The 19,488-nt window shown below is 63.6% G+C and carries 14 protein-coding genes and 2 pseudogenes; 8 read left to right on the top strand and 8 right to left on the bottom strand.

Going from position 1 to position 19,488, the window contains the following annotated elements; genetic code table 11:
• Positions 1-127 precede the first annotated feature (127 nt).
• Positions 128-943 carry a hypothetical protein gene (locus tag ACZYZ3_RS15370; RefSeq protein ID WP_463964678.1) on the bottom strand — a complete coding sequence of 272 codons (816 nt, stop codon included), beginning with the start codon at positions 941-943 and terminating at the stop codon, positions 128-130.
• A 262-nt stretch (positions 944-1,205) separates the two neighbouring features.
• On the opposite strand from ACZYZ3_RS15370, the gene ACZYZ3_RS15365 reads away from it, so the two are divergent.
• On the top strand, positions 1,206-2,237 hold the full coding sequence (locus tag ACZYZ3_RS15365) for an NADPH:quinone reductase (protein WP_463964677.1): 1,032 nt from the start codon (positions 1,206-1,208) through the stop codon (positions 2,235-2,237).
• A gap of 1,169 nt (positions 2,238-3,406) precedes the next feature.
• Here the strand turns inward: ACZYZ3_RS15365 and ACZYZ3_RS15360 are convergent.
• Positions 3,407-4,576 carry a CBM96 family carbohydrate-binding protein gene (locus ACZYZ3_RS15360; protein ID WP_463964676.1) on the bottom strand — a complete coding sequence of 390 codons (1,170 nt, stop codon included), beginning with the start codon at positions 4,574-4,576 and terminating at the stop codon, positions 3,407-3,409.
• 410 nt (positions 4,577-4,986) lie between these two features.
• On the opposite strand from ACZYZ3_RS15360, the gene ACZYZ3_RS15355 reads away from it, so the two are divergent.
• A complete protein-coding gene (locus ACZYZ3_RS15355) occupies positions 4,987-5,382 on the top strand; it encodes a type II toxin-antitoxin system RelE family toxin (RefSeq protein ID WP_463964675.1) in 396 nt (131 codons plus the stop codon).
• A 346-nt stretch (positions 5,383-5,728) separates the two neighbouring features.
• Here the strand turns inward: ACZYZ3_RS15355 and ACZYZ3_RS15350 are convergent, their stop codons facing one another.
• Positions 5,729-6,466 (bottom strand): GAF and ANTAR domain-containing protein, encoded by a 738-nt coding sequence (locus ACZYZ3_RS15350; RefSeq protein WP_463964674.1) that lies wholly within the window; start codon positions 6,464-6,466, stop codon positions 5,729-5,731.
• A 1,669-nt stretch (positions 6,467-8,135) separates the two neighbouring features.
• On the opposite strand from ACZYZ3_RS15350, the gene ACZYZ3_RS15345 reads away from it, so the two are divergent.
• The gene (locus ACZYZ3_RS15345; RefSeq protein WP_463964673.1) at positions 8,136-8,339 is read left to right on the top strand and encodes a hypothetical protein; all 204 of its coding nucleotides are present in this window, start codon (positions 8,136-8,138) and stop codon (positions 8,337-8,339) included.
• A 149-nt stretch (positions 8,340-8,488) separates the two neighbouring features.
• Positions 8,489-9,174: pseudogene (locus ACZYZ3_RS15340) on the top strand (SOS response-associated peptidase).
• 162 nt (positions 9,175-9,336) lie between these two features.
• Here ACZYZ3_RS15340 and ACZYZ3_RS15335 read toward each other — a convergent pair.
• Positions 9,337-10,659, bottom strand: coding sequence for an alpha-amylase family protein (locus tag ACZYZ3_RS15335; RefSeq protein ID WP_463964672.1), 1,323 nt, complete (start codon positions 10,657-10,659; stop codon positions 9,337-9,339).
• A gap of 1,060 nt (positions 10,660-11,719) precedes the next feature.
• Here ACZYZ3_RS15335 and ACZYZ3_RS15330 point away from each other — a divergent pair.
• Positions 11,720-12,499 carry an alpha/beta fold hydrolase gene (locus ACZYZ3_RS15330; protein ID WP_463964671.1) on the top strand — a complete coding sequence of 260 codons (780 nt, stop codon included), beginning with the start codon at positions 11,720-11,722 and terminating at the stop codon, positions 12,497-12,499.
• Between the two features lie 530 nt (positions 12,500-13,029).
• On the opposite strand, the gene ACZYZ3_RS15325 is transcribed toward ACZYZ3_RS15330, so the two are convergent.
• A complete protein-coding gene (locus ACZYZ3_RS15325) occupies positions 13,030-13,254 on the bottom strand; it encodes a hypothetical protein (protein WP_463964670.1) in 225 nt (74 codons plus the stop codon).
• Positions 13,255-14,037: 783 nt separating this feature from the next.
• Between ACZYZ3_RS15325 and ACZYZ3_RS15320 the strand changes: the two genes are divergently transcribed.
• The 3 genes and pseudogenes from ACZYZ3_RS15320 to ACZYZ3_RS15310 all read left to right on the top strand — a co-directional run.
• Positions 14,038-14,295, top strand: a complete 258-nt coding sequence (locus ACZYZ3_RS15320; protein WP_463964669.1) for a hypothetical protein — start codon at positions 14,038-14,040, stop codon at positions 14,293-14,295.
• Positions 14,296-15,715: 1,420 nt separating this feature from the next.
• A complete protein-coding gene (locus tag ACZYZ3_RS15315) occupies positions 15,716-16,174 on the top strand; it encodes a DUF4383 domain-containing protein (RefSeq protein ID WP_463964668.1) in 459 nt (152 codons plus the stop codon).
• Between the two features lie 208 nt (positions 16,175-16,382).
• Positions 16,383-17,288: pseudogene (locus ACZYZ3_RS15310) on the top strand (IS1380 family transposase); the annotation flags it as partial.
• 14 nt (positions 17,289-17,302) lie between these two features.
• Here the strand turns inward: ACZYZ3_RS15310 and ACZYZ3_RS15305 are convergent.
• The 3 genes from ACZYZ3_RS15305 to ACZYZ3_RS15295 form a co-directional block, all read right to left on the bottom strand.
• Positions 17,303-17,740 carry a Rossmann-fold NAD(P)-binding domain-containing protein gene (locus ACZYZ3_RS15305; RefSeq protein ID WP_463964667.1) on the bottom strand — a complete coding sequence of 146 codons (438 nt, stop codon included), beginning with the start codon at positions 17,738-17,740 and terminating at the stop codon, positions 17,303-17,305.
• 360 nt (positions 17,741-18,100) lie between these two features.
• Entirely contained in the window at positions 18,101-18,271 is a 171-nt protein-coding gene (locus tag ACZYZ3_RS15300) for a hypothetical protein (RefSeq protein ID WP_463964666.1), read from the bottom strand.
• A 430-nt stretch (positions 18,272-18,701) separates the two neighbouring features.
• Positions 18,702-19,487: a DUF4386 domain-containing protein gene (locus ACZYZ3_RS15295; RefSeq protein ID WP_463964665.1), complete on the bottom strand. Its 786-nt coding sequence runs from the start codon at positions 19,485-19,487 to the stop codon at positions 18,702-18,704.
• Position 19,488: the final 1 nt, after the last annotated feature.

Here is a 19,488-nt window from a genome sequence, read left to right as displayed (position 1 = left end):
TGGTGACCTCCTCGGGTGTTTATTCTGCGACCAGCTACGCCCGGCGCCTTCAGATTTCAAGAGAGGCCGCTAGGTTCTTGGAACCTTCATGGGTGAGCATCAGGGAATTAGGGCTATCAGGGGCTGATCAGGCCTTGGCGATCGGCAGCACCAGCATGTAGCCGGTCGGCATATCGCTGCTCCAGCGTCGCGGCTCGCGGACGACGAACTGCATCGCCAACTGTTCGGGGGTGAGCAGTGCGTTGGGCGCGGGGGACGGTCCCCACCGGTCGTCGCCATACGGGTAGAGCGGATCCTGGACACGGATGCCGGTGACCGGGAACTCCGGGAACTGGTCGGGATCGCCGAGTGACTCGAAGCCGCTCATCACCCATACGTGGCGGCCGCGCCACATGACCAGCCCGACCGGCCGATTCGTGTCGGCAATGGCGCGCGCCGCGGTCTGCAGCGCGTCCTCATAGTCGGCGACGCTCACGACGGCGTACGGCCCCATCCCGACCTCGGTCAGCACCTCCGCCCAACCCAAGGGGTTGGCACCGCCGAACGAATTGAACGACCGTGCCCGTGCCATTTCCCACAGCTCCCCCTGCTGCACGCGATCGGTCCACATGCCGGCACCGGTGTCGTCGATGAGGTTGTGCATCATCTGGATGCTCGCCGCCACACACCAGTCAAAGGTGTACTGCGGCACGAAGTCCCCCTCCTGGTAGAGGTTGAGGGCGAACGCCTGGGGCGTCGGGGGCGCCGTGGGAACCGGCGACGGGGTGGGGGACGGGGCCCGGTGAGGAACGGGGACGGCATCGCGTGCGGCCGGCGGGGCCGAGGAGGTCTGGATCGGTGGATCGGCGGTGGCCTCATCGAGTCTGATCGTTGGCGCGCAGGCCGAGATGAGGGTCGCTAGGACGACGAACCAGACCAGAAGACGGAGCGGGGCACCGATCATGATCGATCCAGTTTATCGCGACGCGGCCGGAATGCGACGTGCAAGCGATGGCACCCGTGGGCCTCTAGGCCATCAGCGACCTGGGTGGTGCCGGGGTTCAATGGAATCCTCCCGGAGGCGGGGTGTGGCCCCCAAATGCTCGTTGACCGGTGGACCAAAGTCCGGGGGCTTGGAGCCTACCTTGTGGCACCGGAGCAGCTGATGTGGCGATTCGATGACACCCGGCGGGAATTTTCGGTCTGGGCCGGCGTTAGGTCTGAGTATGAAAGCCATCGTGTACCGTGCCACCGGCGATCCGTCTGTTCTCCAGCTCGTCGACCGCGAGATCCGCGCCCCGGGGAGGGGGGAGGCGCGCGTGCGGATCATGGTCTCCGCGGTGAATCCCACCGACTGGAAGTCGCGCCGCGGCGCCAAACCGGGCCGGCCCTTGCCCTTCGCGGAGGTCGTGCCGAACCAAGACGGTGCCGGAATCGTGGACGCCGTCGGACCCGGCGTCGAGCATCTCCACATCGGTGACAGGGTCTGGGTGGCCCTGGCCGCCTACCAGCGCGCTGACGGCGGGACAGCCCAGGAGTTCGCCGTCCTGCCGGCCGAGCGGGTCTTTCCGCTGCCGGAGAATGCCGGGTTCGACCTCGGCGCAAGCCTGGGCGTTCCCGCGGTCACCGCCCACAGGGCCCTGACCATCGCCGAGGACGGCCCGCGGCGTCTGCGCCCGGGAGCCTTGGACGGCAAGGTAGTTCTCGTTGCTGGAGGTGCCGGCGCCGTGGGCCATGCGGCGATCCAGCTCGCCAAGTGGGCCGGCGCCGTTGTGATCACGACCGTGAGTGGCCCGGCGAAGGCTGCGCTGGCCACGGCCTCCGGCGCTGATCACGTCATCAATTACCGGGAAAGCCACGCGGCCGCGGAGATCCGTCGGATCGCTCCCGAGGGCGTCGACCAGATCGTGGAGGTGGCGCCCGCGCAGAACGCGGAACTCGACCTGGCAGTAATCCGCAACCGCGGCTCCATCGCGGTCTACGCCAACAACGGCGGCGATCAGGTGACCCTGGACGTGCGCAGGCACTTCAGCCTCAACGTCCGCTACCAGTTCGTACTGCTCTACACCGTTGGCATGGGGGCGGTGCACGCCGCCGCCGAGGACATCAACGCGGCCATCGCGGACGGTGCCCTTCCGGTCGGAGAGGCGGCGGGTCTGCCGCTGCATCGCTTTGACCTGGCTGACACGTCTGCGGCTCACGCGGCGGTGGAAGAGAGCATCGTCGGCAAGGTGCTGATCGATGTGTCAGCGGGCTAGCCGATAACGCCTCGGGAGCCACGGTTGCGAGCGTTGTCGCGATTCTCGAACAGGTCCAAGGCGCTTGGATGGCCCACCGGAAGGGTCTCCGGGCGCGCGTTGATGCCGTGCCCGTCTTCGGCCACGGCGGACCGGCGAATCAGAACCTGAAAGCCGTGCTGTCGCCAAATGACCTGGTCGTCCGAACGGTGAACAGTTCTCTGGAGATGCCCGATGACTGACTCCGTTCGTGAGCAATTGGGTCGTGCCTGCCACTCGTGGATCCGTCGTTCTTGAGCTCGTCTGTCTTCGCTAGAGAAGACCACTCATCCTGCTGAGACGGTGCCCTGGCATCTGATCCGTGTGGACCTGAAGGAGAATCGGGTGTACCTCTCTGCCGACAAAACGGCGGAGATCGCGCAACAGGCCGACACGTGGCTGCTTCAGCGCGGAGCGGGTCCTCATTCGCTTCGACGTCTGCCGCCGTCTCTAGCGCCACGTGATCGATCAGCCAGGACGCGACGGACGTGTGTAACGACACCGAGCACGGCGACCCCGCCAATCATCAAGCCGCCGGCGACGAGCCTGCCAATCGGGGTTGCCGGGAAATGGTCGCCTATCCGACTGTAGTTATGGTGGTCAGTGCCCACCACAGCTCATCTCCGAAATTGTCGAGGTTGAGCCGTCGGCGTTTTCCTCCGCATCGAGGACGGCAAGTGATGCTTAGGGTCTTGCCGCGTTCCCGCCAGTACTCATCCCATTGCCACAACGACAATCCGATCGCCCGGGCGACGAAAATGACAGTGCCAACTGCAAGAACAGAGGTATTTACCCAGACCACAACTCGGAGTCTATTGGGAGGAAGTTCAGCGTGATCACGGCTGACGGCTGAAGGCTGAAGGCCCAGACCGGATCATCACCGATCGCCTGTGCGATCGCAGGGGTTCTTCGTGGATACGAGGGCGTATCAGATGAGCGGCCGGCAGGACGGACACCTTCCCGGGCGAACGCTATCGAAGGCTCGCCCGAGGGCGGGGTAAGAAGCGAGCCATTGTCGCTGACGGACGTTCCATCCTTGTGATCGGCTGGCACCTGCTGCAGGATCCGGGGGCCCGGTTTAGTGACCTCGGCGCCGATCACTTCAGCGAAGTACCTGGGCGACTATGACGGGTCTTTGGAATGGTGGATGTTCAACCCGCCGCGTACACGCGGACCCAATCCACCCGCATCTCGCCGGCGCCGTTGGCAGTGCTGTCAGGGAACCAGTCCAGTTGCAAGGTCTGGTGCATCGGACCGGGGGGCTGATGCGCGGGGTCGGTGTCTTCAAACCACTTCACGCCATCGACGTAGCCCACGATTCCGCGCGGAGACCAGTCAACGGCGTAGTTGTGCAACTGCGTAACGTCCAGAGGCTTGGACAACGACGTCTGCGAGTTCGAGCACCCATAGTGGTGGAAGAACTTGATGACATTCCAGTCACCAGTCGTCTCCGCGTAATCAATCTCGCCGTCACACGGCCAATTTTCACTATCGGGCCACAGGATGGACACCATATGGTATTCGTTATCACCGGACCCGGCCGCCCGGACTTCCCACCGCCCGTACTTCTGGTTAGCAAACTTCGCGCCCATCCCAGCAGTCGTGCCATCCTGGGTTCCAGTGATGACCATTTTGGAACCATCCACGGTAACCTGCTGAGGACTCCGGGAACCGTTGCCCGCGTGGCCGGCACTGTTGTAGACATTCCACTTCGTGGCATCGGGCGCGCCGGTATAGTTGAACTCGTCCCCAGCTACACGCGCGCCCCACCCATGGACTACGGCCGCCTCCGTGGAGGTTATCGTGTCAGGCGCAGTCGTCACTACTAGTCTTGGGCGCAGGGCGGGGTTCGTCGATTCCTTTGACTTGAACCCGATCCACTTCCGCGCGTTGCTTTCCAGCTTGAAGTTCTGCTCGCCGCCCTTCGCGTTCACGCCCTTGGTTACATCCCATTCAACCCAGGAGCCGGTGGCGAATCCGCCAACCTTCCCGAGCCATATCCCGCGGGCCGGTGCGTTATTCCAAGTGACCCCCCTCTCTGTCCAGCCGCCAGATGTAGTAAAGACATCCACGAACTCAGTGGAAGCTGTAGATGCCTCGGAATACGCCCGAAGTTTGGCTGAAACAACGTGTTCGCCAGCGGGAACTTGCACGGAGAACCGTAGAAGCGAGTTCCGCCATATATTCGCACGGCCTTCTGTAGATAAACGGATGCTGGCCCCAAAGTTCGAAGTCGCCCTGTCCGCCTGCACGTAAGTGTCCATGACTAACGAGGTTGTCGCTGCGGCGCTTGCGGTTGTCGGAGTGATGATTGCGAACATAATCAGAATGGACGATGCAACCGCTCCGCATTTACGCCGGAACATCATGCCACGTCGGTTCTGCCGAGTTGGCAACGCCTGGTCGCTCGTAGCCTTCATGTTTATCGCTGTTTCTACTAGGGATTTGATGTATCCGGCTTGCCTGAGCCAGCGTCGACCGAGAAACAACGAAGGCTTAGTGCGAGCTATCTCAAAGCGTAAACCTGGAACAAAGATTGAGCAATCGATCCCCTGTACCCAAGTTTTGGGGATTGGTGAAAGACCTATACCTAATGAGTGAAATGGATGATGACCCCCTCACGTCAGTAGCAGCGCCAGCCTGAAACCTGTCCAAAAGCGTCTGGTTGAGCCGCCGAAGGCAACACGACCAGCGGTGCTGACCTGCGCCGCGAGTTCGGACTGCCGCCGCGGTGACCGGCACAGAATCCGACGATACGGCGGCGTGGAAAGTCGAGGTCACGAGTCCGGCCCTAAAGGGTTTCCGCCGGCTTCCCGAGAAGGCGGCAGTAGCGATCGTTGAATTCGTCACCGGCCCGCTGGCCGACAACCCCCGCCGGCTGAGCAAACCACTCACGAATGAGCTGCTCGGCCTGCGTACGGCGCGGCGCGGCGACTATCGCGTGCTGTTCACCCTCGGCATTGAAGACCACATCCTGTACGTCCACCGCATCGAACATCGATCCGACGTCGACAAGCCGCGCCGGGAACAAGATCGGCCAGTCCATGGGTCGGCTTTCTCCGGCTGGCGGACTGAAGACAGGGCCCTCACATTTGCCCCCTCGACTGCGCGCCGGGATCCGGGCTAAGCCCCGCTCCTGGGCCCAACTCAATGTCCCGGTGATCACAAGAACCCCGGTCGGTTCATCGGCGCCTTGGATAGGCCTCTGCTCCAGGAACACACAGCGGGGGCGACGGCGGCGCACCTTCCGGGCGTTTGCCCGCTCCGGACCTGCTGTTGCTTGCTCCCCTTTCAATCTCGGGAACGGCATTTGCGAGGAACCCGGGTAGGACTTCACTGATATAAGCAGCGCGGTGGCACTTCTCCGCGGAGCGGGTCCTCTGATCGAGGGCCGGCCGGGGCAAGGGCAGAGTCTCGTGCGGGGCGACTTGTGGGATACCCCGTGTGTGTTGTGGGGAAGCCTGGGTTGTCGTTCAGGTATCGAACCGGGCTTCTGGGGGCACGTTGCCGGTGAGCCCGAGCAACAGTTCTTCGGCGACTTGGTGCAGTTTTTTGTTCCGGTGGTTTGAGGCCCGGGTCAGGATGGCGAAGGCCTCTTCCTGGCTGCAGCGGTTTTGGGCCATGATGGCTCCGCAGGCGAGGTCGATTGTTGACCGGCTTGTCATGGCGCTTTTGAGGTCTTCAGCCAGGAGTTGTTCGGTTCCTATTCGGACTGCCAGGCGCAATGCGTCGCCGGCGATCCTGGCGAAGTTTTCGGCGATGGCGATGGCCTCCGGAGTGAAGGCCCCGGCGGCTGGAGCGAACAGGTCAAGCGCGGCCCAGGAATCTTTGGCGAGCTCGAGCGGGATACCGAGGACGGCGTGGTAGCCACGGGATGTGAGTTCGCGTTGGAAGTCGGGCCAGCGCGGGTCGCGGTTGACGTCGTTGAGCAGGACCGTGGTGTTGGTCTCCAGGGCCAGCATGCAGGGGCCGCTGCCGAGGGCCTGCTCGATCTGGTCCAGGGTGCGTGCTTCATCGCTGCTACCGGCGAGTGTGATGGTGCGCCGGCGCCGCCGCAACGCCACGGCGCACTCGACCGGATGGCCGATGGCCGGGCTGATGGTCCGGGCCGCGAAGATCGCTAGTTCGTCCAGGAACTCGCTGACGGTGCCAGATTCCGTGATGAGGTCCTGGAGGTCTGAGACGGTGGATTCATCGGGAGGACTTGTCATGGCCCCAGAATACGACGCACGGGGGCCCATGTGTGCCTTTTTTCTCATCCGGTTGCCGGGCCCGACGTTGTTCCTACATCGGCTGGCCGTGGCGGCTTCGCTGCCCTGGGCCATCGGCAGATCTCTGGCCGTGAGCGGCCCGAGGGTGCGCGTTGCTCCGTGGCTATGGAGGCACCGGCCCACGTCAAGGGCCGGCCCCGGGAGGCCGCCGGGAACCGGGCACTCGCGCTGCTGGCGACCGACTGACCTTCATGGACGGCGGCGTGTTTGTGGCGTCCGGCGATACCCCATAGATCCTCAGCAATCCGCAGCATGCCCGCACGAAGGAATTCCTGTCCAGAGTCCTCTAAGCAGTGCATGGCCCACGCGGGGGTATGGGGCGAAGATGGCCGGGTTGCGGCGCTGGCGTCAGCTGCCTGCCCCCGCAACACGCGAATGGGAACCATTCTCAATGCTCTGCGGACCCTATAGAGGTCGAAATCACATCTGGCTGATTCTGTTACGCACTCTGCCGGCAAGATCGCAGCGCTTACTGGACCCCTGGGCACAGCTCCACGTAGTCCTGCCGAGAACAGCGGCAGACGAACCGTCGCAGGCCAGTTCGAGTTCCCGGTGGTGGCCGAATCCGGCTCCACCCTGCCTCGAGGCGGACGTCTAGACGGGGGATGGCAGGCTCCGCTGCGCCGTTGGTGGCACGTGTTCACTTCGTGGAGGGCTGGCCTGTCGGCTGGTCATGCAGCTTGCGGTTCGCTTCATCATGAGATGTTCGGAAAGGAAGAACCCGTCGCCACGATGTTCGTCAACTTCCAGCGTGATAACGCCAGCACGAGGGCCGCCCCGTCATGCGGTGCTTGTTGGCGGCCGGTACGGTTCCCGAGGCCTGCTTTTCATATCGCGGCGAAATCGCCTGCAAGACACAACTGCCGCGCCCGGGCGCCCGGTTGCCGCGCCCGGACGGCCTTTTAACCAGCGTGGTTGGGGCGCCGAAGTGGGCAAGAAAGAGGGTGTGAACAATGTCGGGTCGGGTCGTACTGGTGCCGGACGGGACAGGCTTCGCGTTGTTTTCAGGGGAGTGGCTGGTTCAAGGGATGGAGCCCGGTTCGATTCCCGCCTCAGGCAAGTGTTTCCCTGTTCAGCGGCTTGTGGGCCTCTGTGTGGGCACAAACTGTTCGCCTATGGGCGCGTTCGGGGCCTCTTTTGTTGGCAGCCGCTGCTCTGGCTGGCGATTCGTCCTCTCCTTGCATAGACGTGCCGTGGATTACCAGTTCATGGGGTGAAGCGTCTGCAACTGCATGACAGCTCGACGGAAATCCGGGAAGAAATGAGCATTCGGATTGGAGCCCGTTTGCTCAATCATGCCTGTTTATTGCGAGCTACTCTCCTCAGCTGCGTGCTAGACGCCGCAAGGATCCCGATCGATCCAGCGGAGTCGTTAGGTGCTGGTCCCGCAGGGTGTTCGCACGACATTCTCGATCCTCTAGACGGATCTCTACTCCCCAGCACAGCCCCGGACCGGGCGGTGTCCCAGCTTCAACAGCCTTGATGGGGCAGCGATGCGTCAAAGCGCCGTCGTCCACGTCAACACAGGAGACAGCGCGTCCTGATGGCCATAGAATTTGGACATCGCAGGAGTCCGGCGTTTGACCGGCCTGGCTTTAGGGCGGACACGATGACTGAGAATTTGCATCTCACCCCGGAGGAAAATTTTCCCCAAGATCTCGCCAAGGTCGGGGATCAGGAGCTGCAGGTCCTGGACAGCCAAATCCAGCGCCAGCTCGACTTGGAGGTCGTTACTGCAGGAGAGACGGACCCGGAGACCGAGTTCCGGCACGATGAGCTCGACGAAGAGTTCCGAAGCCGCGACGGAGAGTAGCAGTCCCGGCAACCCTGAATTTGTTCGCTGTGATGCCGCACCGGGTGGCGCCTCGTCCAGCCGCGGCCCCACGCATCTGGCCGCACCTGGATTTGCCTTCCGTTCAATGCGGCGTGGGGCACAATGTATCCATGTGCGGCAGATATGTGATGTCCAAAGCCACGGGGGACCTCCTCGCCCATTTCGAGGCGAACGCGATCGAAGGCAGCCCACCCCAGCCCAGTTGGAATGTCGCTCCAACCCAGGACGTCCCCATCATCGCTGAGCGCCTAGACGACGACTCCGTCGATCGCCGCTGTTGATCGCCCGATGGGGTCTGGTCCCGTCCTGGGCCAAAGACATCAAAATAGGCTCGCGGCTGATCAACGCCCGCGGCGAATCGATCCTGGACAAACCGTCGTTCCGCAAAGCCGCCGTCAAACGCCGGGCGCTGGTCCCGGCGGAGGGATATTACGAGTGGCAGAAAACCGAAGACGGGAAGAAGATCCCGAACTAACTCCACGCCGAAAAGGATGACTTGCTGGCCTTCGCCGGGCTGTATGAGTTCTGGCCCGACCCGTCCCTTCCCCAGGATGATCCCCACCGGTGGCAGCTCAGCTGCACCATCCTGACAACGACGGCGCACGATTCCCTCGGCCACGTCCATGACAGGGCTCCCGTTATCATCCCGCCGAGTATGTATGCCCAGTGGTTGGACCCGGACACAACGGCCACGGAAAAGGTGCAGGAGATGCTCGATGCCATCCCTGAGCCGGTTCTGACGCCCCGGGTGGTCTCTGACCGGGTCAACAGCGTGCGCAACAACGGCCCGGAACTTATTGAGCCGGCCACCTAGTCGCCGATCCACTGTGTTCGAAGGCGCCCCGGCCATGTATACGCATCTCGGCAGGATGATGTCCGCGGGGGAGAGTTCCGGACGTACACGGGCGACGCGGAGCGGGCGGGGGAAGGACCTGCCGACCAGGAAGGATCGATGGAGCGTCCTCTCGCAGCTGCGCTAGCCGAGGACGGCCCACCCCCGCGGCGGCACCAGGACGGCGTTCGCACCGACATCGAGTGTCGCCTGTCCGGCGACGACGGAGGTGGCGCCCGCGGCGCTGATCCGCTGGGTGTCGTGCGAGAGGTTAAGTGCGACCACGAGCGCATCGGCGTCAACCGCGACGCGGTATGCAAGCACCTCGTTGGCGAGCTGGAGGACGTCCGTGGTCGCGCGGTGCAGCCATGGGTTCCGTCTCCGCACCCCGATGAGCTCCTGGTGCACGGCGAAGATGGGTCCTCCCACGGCCGAGAGCTGGTCGGGGGAGGACGGGAAGTGCGGTCTCACGTCGTCGTCGCCCCCTGCCCTGTCCTCCTTGATGCCCCGGTAGCCCTGCTCGTCGCCGTAGTAGATGGACGGCGTTCCGCCGACCGTGAGCAGGACGACGACGGCGTGCGGCAGGAGCGCTGCATCGGTCAGCTTGCTCGCGATGCGGGTGACGTCGTGGTTGCCGATGAAGGTGAGCGGTGCGTAGGAGCCCAGGAGCGCGTTGTGTCGTTCAAATGCGGCCGCAAGTTCGAAGAGGTTCGTGTCGTTGAGCGAACTCCAGACAGCCTTCCAGAGCTCGTATTGCGTGGCGGAATCGAGTCCGCCGGACCGGACCTCTGCTGCATAGTCGCCGTGGATGTATTCGCCCACGAAGTACGCGTCCGGATGGGATGACCGGACGCGCGCCGTGACCGTGGCCCAGAACGACGACGGGACGGCATAGGCGGCGTCGAGTCGCCAGCCGTCCGCACCCCGACGCAGCCAGTGCTCCATGACATCTACGACGAAATCGGCGACGGCCGGTTCGTCATGGTTGAGCGCCACGAGGTGGTGGTGGCCCTCAAAGTCGCGGTACGCGGGTTCGACGCCGGGCGCGGCATCGTCGGGCCACTCCAGCGAGAACCAGGAGGCGGTGTCCGCCTCCGGCCCGCGTGCGAGGACATCCTGGAACGGTGCGAAGGAGCGCCCGGTGTGGTTGAAGACGCCGTCGAGCAGTATGCGCAGCCCGCGACGGTGTGCCTCGGCCACCAGGGTGTTAAAGTCCTGCTCGGATCCGAGCCGGGGATCGATCTGGAAGTAATCTCTGGTGTCGTACCCGTGTGTCTCGGATTCGAAGATGGGGCCGAGCGCCAGCCCCGACGCTCCGAGTTCCACCGCGTAGTCGAGCCACGGGACAAGGTCCAGCAACCGGTGGTCAGCGGCGGGTTCCGTCGTCGCGGTCTTCTCCGCGCCGACAAAACCGAGGGGATAGACCTGCCACCAGATGGCGTGTTGGACCCAGCCAGGTTCGTTCATGGCGATGATGCCCTTCCGTCCGTTTCCAGCCGGCCAGGGAGGCCGGCGGGCTGGCCCGGGCAGGCCGGCGTCCCGTCTAGCCTATATGGACCAGAAGGTGGCCGGGTGTTGGCTGCTGGACTTCAATGCGTTGCAGGGACGCCGCCGTTCCTCAAACGCGCCGGCGGAGTGGCATTTGCGGAGCCACGATCATGAGCGTTTGGTTTGGCTATGGCTGGAAAGCCTGTGGATGCCCGACAGCTCGCGGCCTGGATGCACATCGCCGCCTATTTCGCAGGTGTTCCAGCGCCAGTTCCAACCCGCCGATCTCTCCGCGCCAGCCCTCGTGTCGGGCCCTTCCCGCCGTGCAATCAGATCCAATTCGAGAGATCAGCTCAAGCGATCCGCTGCGCAGGCCAGCATGGAAAGGCTCGTATGTTCTTGGCCGGAGGTTCTAGAGGGCAGGCTGGCGTGCCCCGCGAATGACCCGCTTCCGGTCCCGTGACGATCAATAGGATCGCAGCTGCCCGACCTAATGCATCCAAGCGCCTGTGAGTCAGAGCCGGATGGTGGGGTGCGGTGGACGATCCTGAGCTCCGGCGCGGGGTGAGACTTCAAAAGGACTTCGTTGGTTTCACACTGCTAATTCTGCCTGTTCCATCACCCGGTCAGAGTTCCTCCCCCGAGCAGAGCCGCGTCCAGAGCGCGGTTAGAAAGCGGTCAGTAGGATGTAGTCCGCCCTCTTCGCTCCCCTAAATTCGAGCTATACCGGGTTCCAGGAAGTCACCGGCTTCAGGTCAGCCTTCGTCCCGTGATGGTGGAATTCGGGATCTTTGACTTCGGATACAAAGCCTCGGTTTCCATACACGGCCTAGAAATTGTGTCCCACTTCCTGGCTCCCCGACGGCTGGCGCCGCGGGCTGACTGCGGGACGTCCGGGGGCGTTTCAGATGTCCGCTGGATCCGTTTCAGGGGCTTACCGGGAGGGGATGTTAGGGTGAGTTTTCCTTTCGAGGACGTCACGATCTTCGGCTTCCCCAGTAACTGGCCTGACATCTGGCACTGAAGAACAGGACCTGCAATGATCGACTTCCAGAGATCGGCCGACGGAACGAGAATCGCCTTCGAACGGACGGGTGGTGGGCCAGCCCTGATCATTGTCGGTGGTGCATTGAACAGCCGGCATTCGGCCGACCTGCTGGTGAAATGGCTGGCCCCGCACTTCACCGTCTACGCGTATGACCGCCGTGGGAGGGGCGAGAGCTCCGACTCGCTTCCCTACGACCCCGCCCGTGAGATAGAGGATTTGGAAGCGCTGATAGCTGCGGCAGGCGGTTCGGCCTACGCCTACGGCCATTCCTCGGGTGCTATTTTGGCTCTTGAAGCGGCGGCTGCCGGAGCGGCCCTCGCCAAACTGGCGGCCTACGAACCGCCATATCTGACCGGGAACGTGCCCGTAGAATCCTGGGAGAATTTTCGGGACCGAGTCCAGGCGGCACTGAACGAGGGAGATCGGGAAGGCGCCGTGGAACTGTTCATCCGCCATACAGGCTCTGACTTCGACGAAGGAATCAAAACAATGCTGTGGTGGCCCGCGCTTCTTAGCGTTGCCAACACCCTGCCGTATGACCTCGCCCTTATAAGCGACGGAAGTGTCCCGGAAAGGCTGTCGAGCATTCGGGTTCCCACTCTCGGAATCTACGGTGGTAAGAGCCCGTCCTGGGCCGGGAACGCCATCAATGCCGTCGCCGCGGCCGTTCCTGGCATGAAAAAAGAAAAGCTGGAAGGCCAAGACCATGCAGTCGCCGACGACGCTGTCGCACCTTTGCTGGTCAAGTTCTTCAGCAGCACTCCAGCCTAATCCTGGACATCATCTCCCGTGGCGAGGGCATCATCTGTGCCGGTGGCATCCCGGTCGGTGGGCTGTCCGCTGTCGAGGAGATCCGCGCGGCTTGATGCCTTATTGAGCCCGGACGCTGAATGCTTTGAGGACCGCCCCCGGAAAAGAATTCCCATCAGGTGTTTTTGGTGTTATCCCGATCGTCATGCTGACTGAACGATCGAGGAGAAGGAAACATCGTGGTGTACATGCTTTTCGTCTCCCGCGATCCCACAGCGCCGGAACATGCGGCAGCGGAGGGCGAGGTTGTCGAATGGGGGCCGAGTTGGAGGGCGCGGCGTCGCACGTTACGGACGGGCACGGACACGGCCGCCGGCCGGGCGGGCAGTATTCGCAAAAAGAGGCGACAGACCACTCTGCTGCTGCACGTTGGATCTCCTGCCGGTGGCACCTGGCAGTCGGTTCCAGCTTGGCCGCCGTCCGAACAGCGAAGATGCTGAAAGACTCGCAGGAAGATCACCCGCATCCGGAGCCCGGCATGCAGAGGCAGATCAGCCTTCGGCGGCCGGGGATTTCCGGTCTTCGGCGAATTCGGTCAGAGCCGACGCCTGTTCCCCTGCCACCGCGGCTACCTTTTCGGCCGGCACCCCGGCGGCCAGGGCGGCAGCAACCTGCACATCGCACGCGGTTTTTGCCTGGTCCAGGGCCCATTCAGCGGCCTCAACCTCGCCGACGCGGGTGATCACGGCCGCCAGCAGCATCTCTTGCAGCGCCACCAAGTCAGCGGCTGCCTTGGGGCTGGGTGACCCCGGTTCGCGTACTCCGTAGACGGTCGAATCGACCTGGGCGATAGAAAGAGGGGGAGAAATTGAATCAATGAACGGTTCCACGCTGGCGGCCTTCTACGACTGGCGAAGCAATGCTCCCGGTCGCTGAGCGGAAAAGGTCTCTGAGGACCACCAGACGGGAGACGTCTGTTTACTAACTCAGAGCCTACACAGCGACCGTCGGAATAAGAAGTGCCGTCGGCAACTTACCTGGTGGAACGCGATAGAACACCCGGCCGCCGGGGCTCGTTGCGTAGGCCACATGGGTCAGCAATGGGCTAGAGCGTTGCTTCCCGTCCGCGTTCATCGCTGCTCACCCCCGGGGAATGAGCCGGCCTGCGCGCCAATGTCCACCTGTATACCGTGCAAGCAAGTGTCCGGGTCTGAGGACAGCCGGCCCGGCAGCGTGCGGTTACCCCGTCCACCGCGAACTCTGGCCGTGCTGGAAAGCAGCTGCCGGACGTCCTCAACGGATCTCACCCCCGGTCCCTGAACGCGTCGCGCCGCTCGCCGGCCGCGGGAGTCCACGTCGCAGTGCCGGCCGCCGCGAGGTAGGGCAGTTGCTGGGTCGGTTTGCCATCCGAGAACGGCATCGTCGAGGCGCTTTGGTCTTCCTCGCCGGCGGGAGGCCGGTCAGCACCAGGGGAGGAACATTCAGTTCTGACATCGGGTGACAGCCACCTCACCAGCCGACCAGTGCTTCCGGATTCACTCCAGGGTTACCTTAGAGGCATGGAGTACCTGAAGGGTCCATTGTATTTGGACGTCGCGGCGAAAGGGCTGTCCCTAGCGGGCGTTGGTTTGATGATTTTCGGGCAGGGCGTCTGGTTTACCGTCGGCATTTTTCTTGTCTTCATCGGCGTCCTGATCGGCACATGGGCCATGGTCGCCGCGCGTCGGATGAGGGCACCGAGCGGCCCGGCCCGCCGGGCCCCATTCGGCGGCTGGAACCGGAGGAACGGTGCGGCGGAAGAGGAGGGAAACACCTAAACCTGGTGAATTCGCTTGACCGGGGGTTCGGTCCTGGACGTTTCCGGGGACCTTGTCGCCGGATGGACCGGTCTTCTTCGAGGTGGCCGCAACGCTGACGCGCCTTCATGGCGCTCGGGCCCCATGTCTATCTAGGCTGGTTCCGCTAGATTTCCCCTGGTTAAGGCTGGTGCAGTGTCTACTCTGCCTCCTGGGCGGGCGGGGCCAACTCTCCCGACATCGGGGCGGGGTTCCTTGCGGTGCCATAGCTCCACGGCAGAACCGCCCGCGGCTCCGGACAAGAACCGGCGGGCTATCGGCATAGGCCTTGACGATTCTGTCCTTGATTTCGGTGGGGGGCGGGCAGAGGCTACGCGGGTTACAGATGCAGGTGGACGGCGGGTCTGTTCCACGGAGGTTCCGGCGCATAGACCCCGGCATGGGCGGCCGGTCAGTTCCTCTATAGAGTTTGTTGTGCATGGCCTTAGCTGCTTTGGCGACGTCGTGATCGGGTTCCTTTGCCCCGCGCTTGATGGCAAGAATTGCGTATTTTCCTGCGCGAGGTCAGGGGCACGGTTGTCCGGCCACCTCGCCTAGCCCGGGCGATTTCTTGAGCCGCTGCCGGCGCGACCCCGCGGCGATTGTTGATGGACGTTGTCGTCGGGCCCGGTCGCGTCTCCCGCTCCAGCCAGGTCAAGGGGGTGCAGGGCCTGGGACGGGGGAGGATTTTCCTGGGCCCAGGGTGGACTTCCCGGACCTGACAATGGACCGACTGCATCCGCAGGCTCGGCGCCGCGTGATTCAGGTAGTGCTCGCCCGGTACAGAGCCGACGGCCTGCGCGTGGTCCCAGCCCGTCAGGTCGTACTGTTCTCGGGTGCATCCGGTGATTGGGTGCCGCCGCGGCTGACGTGGATGTCGTGGACGATGTGCCGGACTGCTCCGGTAACCGGACTCTGATTTCCAGCACGCTGTCAATGTACTGGCCGCCACAGCGTCGGAGTTCGCACCCCTGGGAATGGGGATCCTGCAGGAGAGGTCGCCATAAACCACGTCGCTCCGGTAGCCCGGATGATCCTTGCGGCAACCTATTGGCTGACGGCGTTGTGGCATGACGTGGAACCCGGGTCGACCTGGCTTTTCGGGCCCGGGCACCTCAGGGGCACGGCCAGTGGGGTGTGGAAGCACGAGTAATGGGGCGTTGAATCTTGCGTCGTTGCGCGACGAGGTCCTTCAGTCAGGACCTGGTATCTCTCGTCCCGCGCTGCGCCGGGCGCGGTCTGACCGTGACTGTGGTTCCCGCACGCACTCTGGACACAAATAGTCAGCAGGCTTACTATTTGAGAACCGCGTTTCCACCGGAACCACAGTTCGGGGATTGGCAGCGCAGGCCGCAAAACACGCCCAAGAGAACCGCAGTCATGAGTTAAAGGAGAAGGAGAAATGGTCAGCACCAACCGCGAGGTCGGCACCAAGAGCACGCTGCAGAGGGCATCCCAGGCAGTGGGGGCTATTTTCCTGTTGGTCGGGGTCCTCGGCTTCATTCCAGGCATCACGACCAACTACGAATCACTGGGCATGGCAGGACACGGCTCCGAGGCGCTGCTCCTAGGGATCTTCCAGGTATCCGTCCTGCACAACCTTGTCCACCTACTTTTCGGCGTGGCAGGAATATTGATGGCGCGCACTAACGCCCAGTCCAGGAACTTCCTCCTGTACGGCGGAATCGTTTACCTGGCCCTCTGGCTCTACGGCCTCCTCGTCGGGCACGATACCCCGGCGAACTTTGTCCCGGTCAACGACGCGGACAACTGGCTGCATCTTATTCTGGGCCTTGGGATGGTCGCACTGGCCGTGCTGTTGTCGCGAAACACGGACAGGAGTCCGTCGTCAACGCGCTAGAGCCGCTGGGCTGGGGTCCCACGCAAGAGAACCGCGCCTAATTCGCCTCGCGGCATTCCGTCGGCCGACGGGACGCCCAGGCCTTAGCCTTGATCCACCGATGATGGTCGGGGCGCCGACGGCGGTTTAAACCGAGAATGCCCGTCTTTTCAAGGAAAATGGAGCTTGTCTAGAGCACATTGACCACCGAAAAGAGGGCATCTCGTAGATGCAAGTTTCCCATAAGCGTGCCTCCGTGTCAGTTTCCTTTGACGAGCCGAATCTCGTGTCGGTGGCCGGGTTGCTGCCGGTGATGACGTTGGCCCGGGACGCCGGGCTGCAGGAACTGGCCGATCAGTGGCTGTCGGTGCCGACGGACAAGGGCGCCAACGCCGGGCTGAAGGTCGCCTCGCTCGTGGCCGGGATGGTCGCCGGCGCGGACAGCATCGATGACATGGCCCTGTTGCGCCACGGCGGGATGAAGCGGCTCTTCACCGCCGGTTATGCACCCTCGACCCTGGGTTCGTTCCTGCGTGCCTTCACGTTCGGGCACGTCCGGCAGCTGGACGCGGTCGCCTCCCGTTTCCTGGCCAACCTGGGGACTCTGGCGCCGCTGCTCGGGAGCCCAGGGGCGGCGGACTTCGTATTCGTCGATGTTGACGACACGATCATCGAGGTCCACGGCTATGCCAAGCAGGGTTCCGGCTACGGCTATTCCGGGGTCCGCGGCCTGAACGCCCTGCTGGCCACGGTCTCGACGAAGGACCATGCCCCGGTGATCTTGGCCCAGCGCTTACGCAAGGGTGCGGCGAACTCGGCCCGCGGCGCCAAACGCCTGATTACCGATGCGCTGTCCACACTCAAACGTGTCCAGACCGGTGGGCGGGTGCTCTGCCGGTTCGATTCAGCCTTCTACGGCCATGCCGCGGTTTCCGTGGCCCTGGCCGGCGGGGCGGCGGTCTCGGTGACCGTGCGTATGGACCCGGCCGTCAAACGGGCCATCGCCGGGATCCCTGAGGCGGCGTGGAAAACGATCGAATACACCGATGCGGTCTTCGATGAGACCACCAACACCTGGGTCTCGAAGGCCGAGGTCGCCGAAACCGTGTTCACCGCGTTCAGCTCCCGCAAAAAGGCTGTGGCTCTGATTCATGATGGTGCTCGTTTCATGCGGGGCTGAGCGGAGTTGGTGCAACTTGCGAGTGTTTCCGTGATGGCTTGATCCAGCGGAGTGGCTGTGACGCCGAGCCTGGTGGTGATCTTGCTGCTGTCAACGATGAAGGGTTCCTCGAACTGGTACCGCATTTCGAGGAGTTCACGCACGACGGGGCTGGTGAGGGCTATGGCGCGCAGAAGAAACGGCGGAACCGATCGGAGCCTGGTGCAGTCCTGGCCGGCCTGCCGGTAGATCGTGTCAACGAGTTCTTGGGTGCTGCGGGTTTGCGGGTCGTTGGGCAGGTGCCATATTTCGCCAGGGGCATCCGGGTGTTCGCCCAGGACGGCGAGACCTTCGCCGACGTCGGGAATGTAGGTGTAGGTATGCGGCTGGTGCGGATCCCCCAGGACGTTGCTGGTCTTCCCGGCCAACGCGGCGGGGAAGACGCGGTCGCCCAGATTGGATTGGGCTCCGCCGCGGGGACCGGAGTAGTCCGAGGCGCGCCGAGGGCAATTTCGACCCGGCCCGCATGGTGGGCCTTCAGCAGTTCATCAGCCATGGCGGCGCGAAGCAGGCCTTTCTTCGTGTGCGCGTTGTTGGGCCGGTTCTCGGTCAGAGGATGTCCTGCAGGGCGCCCGTACATGTAGACGTTTTCCATGCTGACCAGCCGGGCGCGTGCGGTCTCAGCGGCCGCTAATACTCCGGACTGCAGTTTCGGGAACTGCGCGCTCCACTGATGGTAGGGCGGGTTCATCGTCTGGTAGACGACGGCTGCACCGTGAGCTGCGCGGCTAGCAAAATCGGGGTGCGGCGTCTCCGGCCACAATTTCCACGCCCTTCGGGACGGCGGCGTGGCCGGAGCGGTTGACCAGGCGGACGGTGCGGCCGCGGCGGCGGAGAGCATCAAACGTGGCGAGTCCGATGGCTCCGGTGCCGAAGATGACATGCAGATCGGAGTTCATGAAGCAACCTTTGCCGTGGTGTGGGCGATGGCGGGCGGGTTGACCCCAACCGACGGGGCAGGGGAAACGCCTGGGTGGTACCCAGGACGAGGCCGTTCACCGCTCCCATCAAGGCGAGGTCGGGAAGGGTGGTGCGGTAGTCGACGACGGCGGTCCCCATGGCCAGTCCGGCGCTCATGCCGAGGACCGTCGCCGGGATCCATGTGCGGAGCGGAAACGTGTGGCTGCTGGTCAGGGCCTGGACGCCGCCGATGACGAATCCGGCAACGGCCCCCCAACAACCGCCGAGAGCGGGTCGTTGACGCGGCCACTGATCATGCTGCCGACATATCCTCCTACTGGAAGGGCCAGAAAGCTGGTAATCCAAAGCAGCCAGGTCCGGAAGGCGGCAGTTCTTGGGAGCTTAGTTTCGGTCATGGTGTCAGAATCCTTATGCCGGCGGGCGGCCGTGATGGGCGGGGAAGGGGCTGGGGTCGGCGTCGGCGGTGCCGTGGCTAGCTACCCGTTTGGAGGATCGCACCAGGATGCTGACCCCGAGGGCGGCGATCCAGAGGCCCCAGCCGGTGCTGCCGATAGGGCCCGCGAGGTCCCAGACGGGGAACCCGGGGACAGCTGTGGCAAGGATGTCACCTTGATTCAGCAGATAGATGCTGCTGGTAACAAGGCCCGCGGCGCCCAGCCACCGGGCAAGGATCGCGCTGCGCAGGATGATAATGCTGACAATGGCGGACCAAACGATCACCAATAGCTGGCCCAGATGCTCGCCCAGCAGGGCGCCGCCGAACTGGTGCTGGGCTGTCCAGGCAGCTGACACCGCAGAACGCGTCTGCCCATCACCCGTCGCGTAGGTGCTGGCTAGGGCCGGGACGACGAACACCCAGCGCAGGAACCCGATGAGTGACAGGAGCACAGAGGCAGCACCGGCATAAGTGCCAACCTTCCAGACGGGATTGCCCGTAACCTCCAGCGCGGCCGGCAGGAGCAGAATCGGGATGGCGAGGAGCCCGTAGGTCCAGGCAGCGGCGAACCATGCCCAGATCAGACCCGGGCCGCCGGCGCTAAAGGCAGGTAACACCACCTCAGCCGGCTCGCGCAGCACGTCCGGCCAGTCAAAAATCATCGACAGTGCCGTGGCCGCGGTGGCGAATGCCAGGGCACTGACGATAAACAGCCCGCCGGTGACGAGGTGGATCCTACGGGTTGAGGTGGTGCTCACA

The organism is Pseudarthrobacter linnaei (genome assembly GCF_055412825.1).
This window is presented reverse-complemented; position numbering and strand designations above follow the sequence as displayed.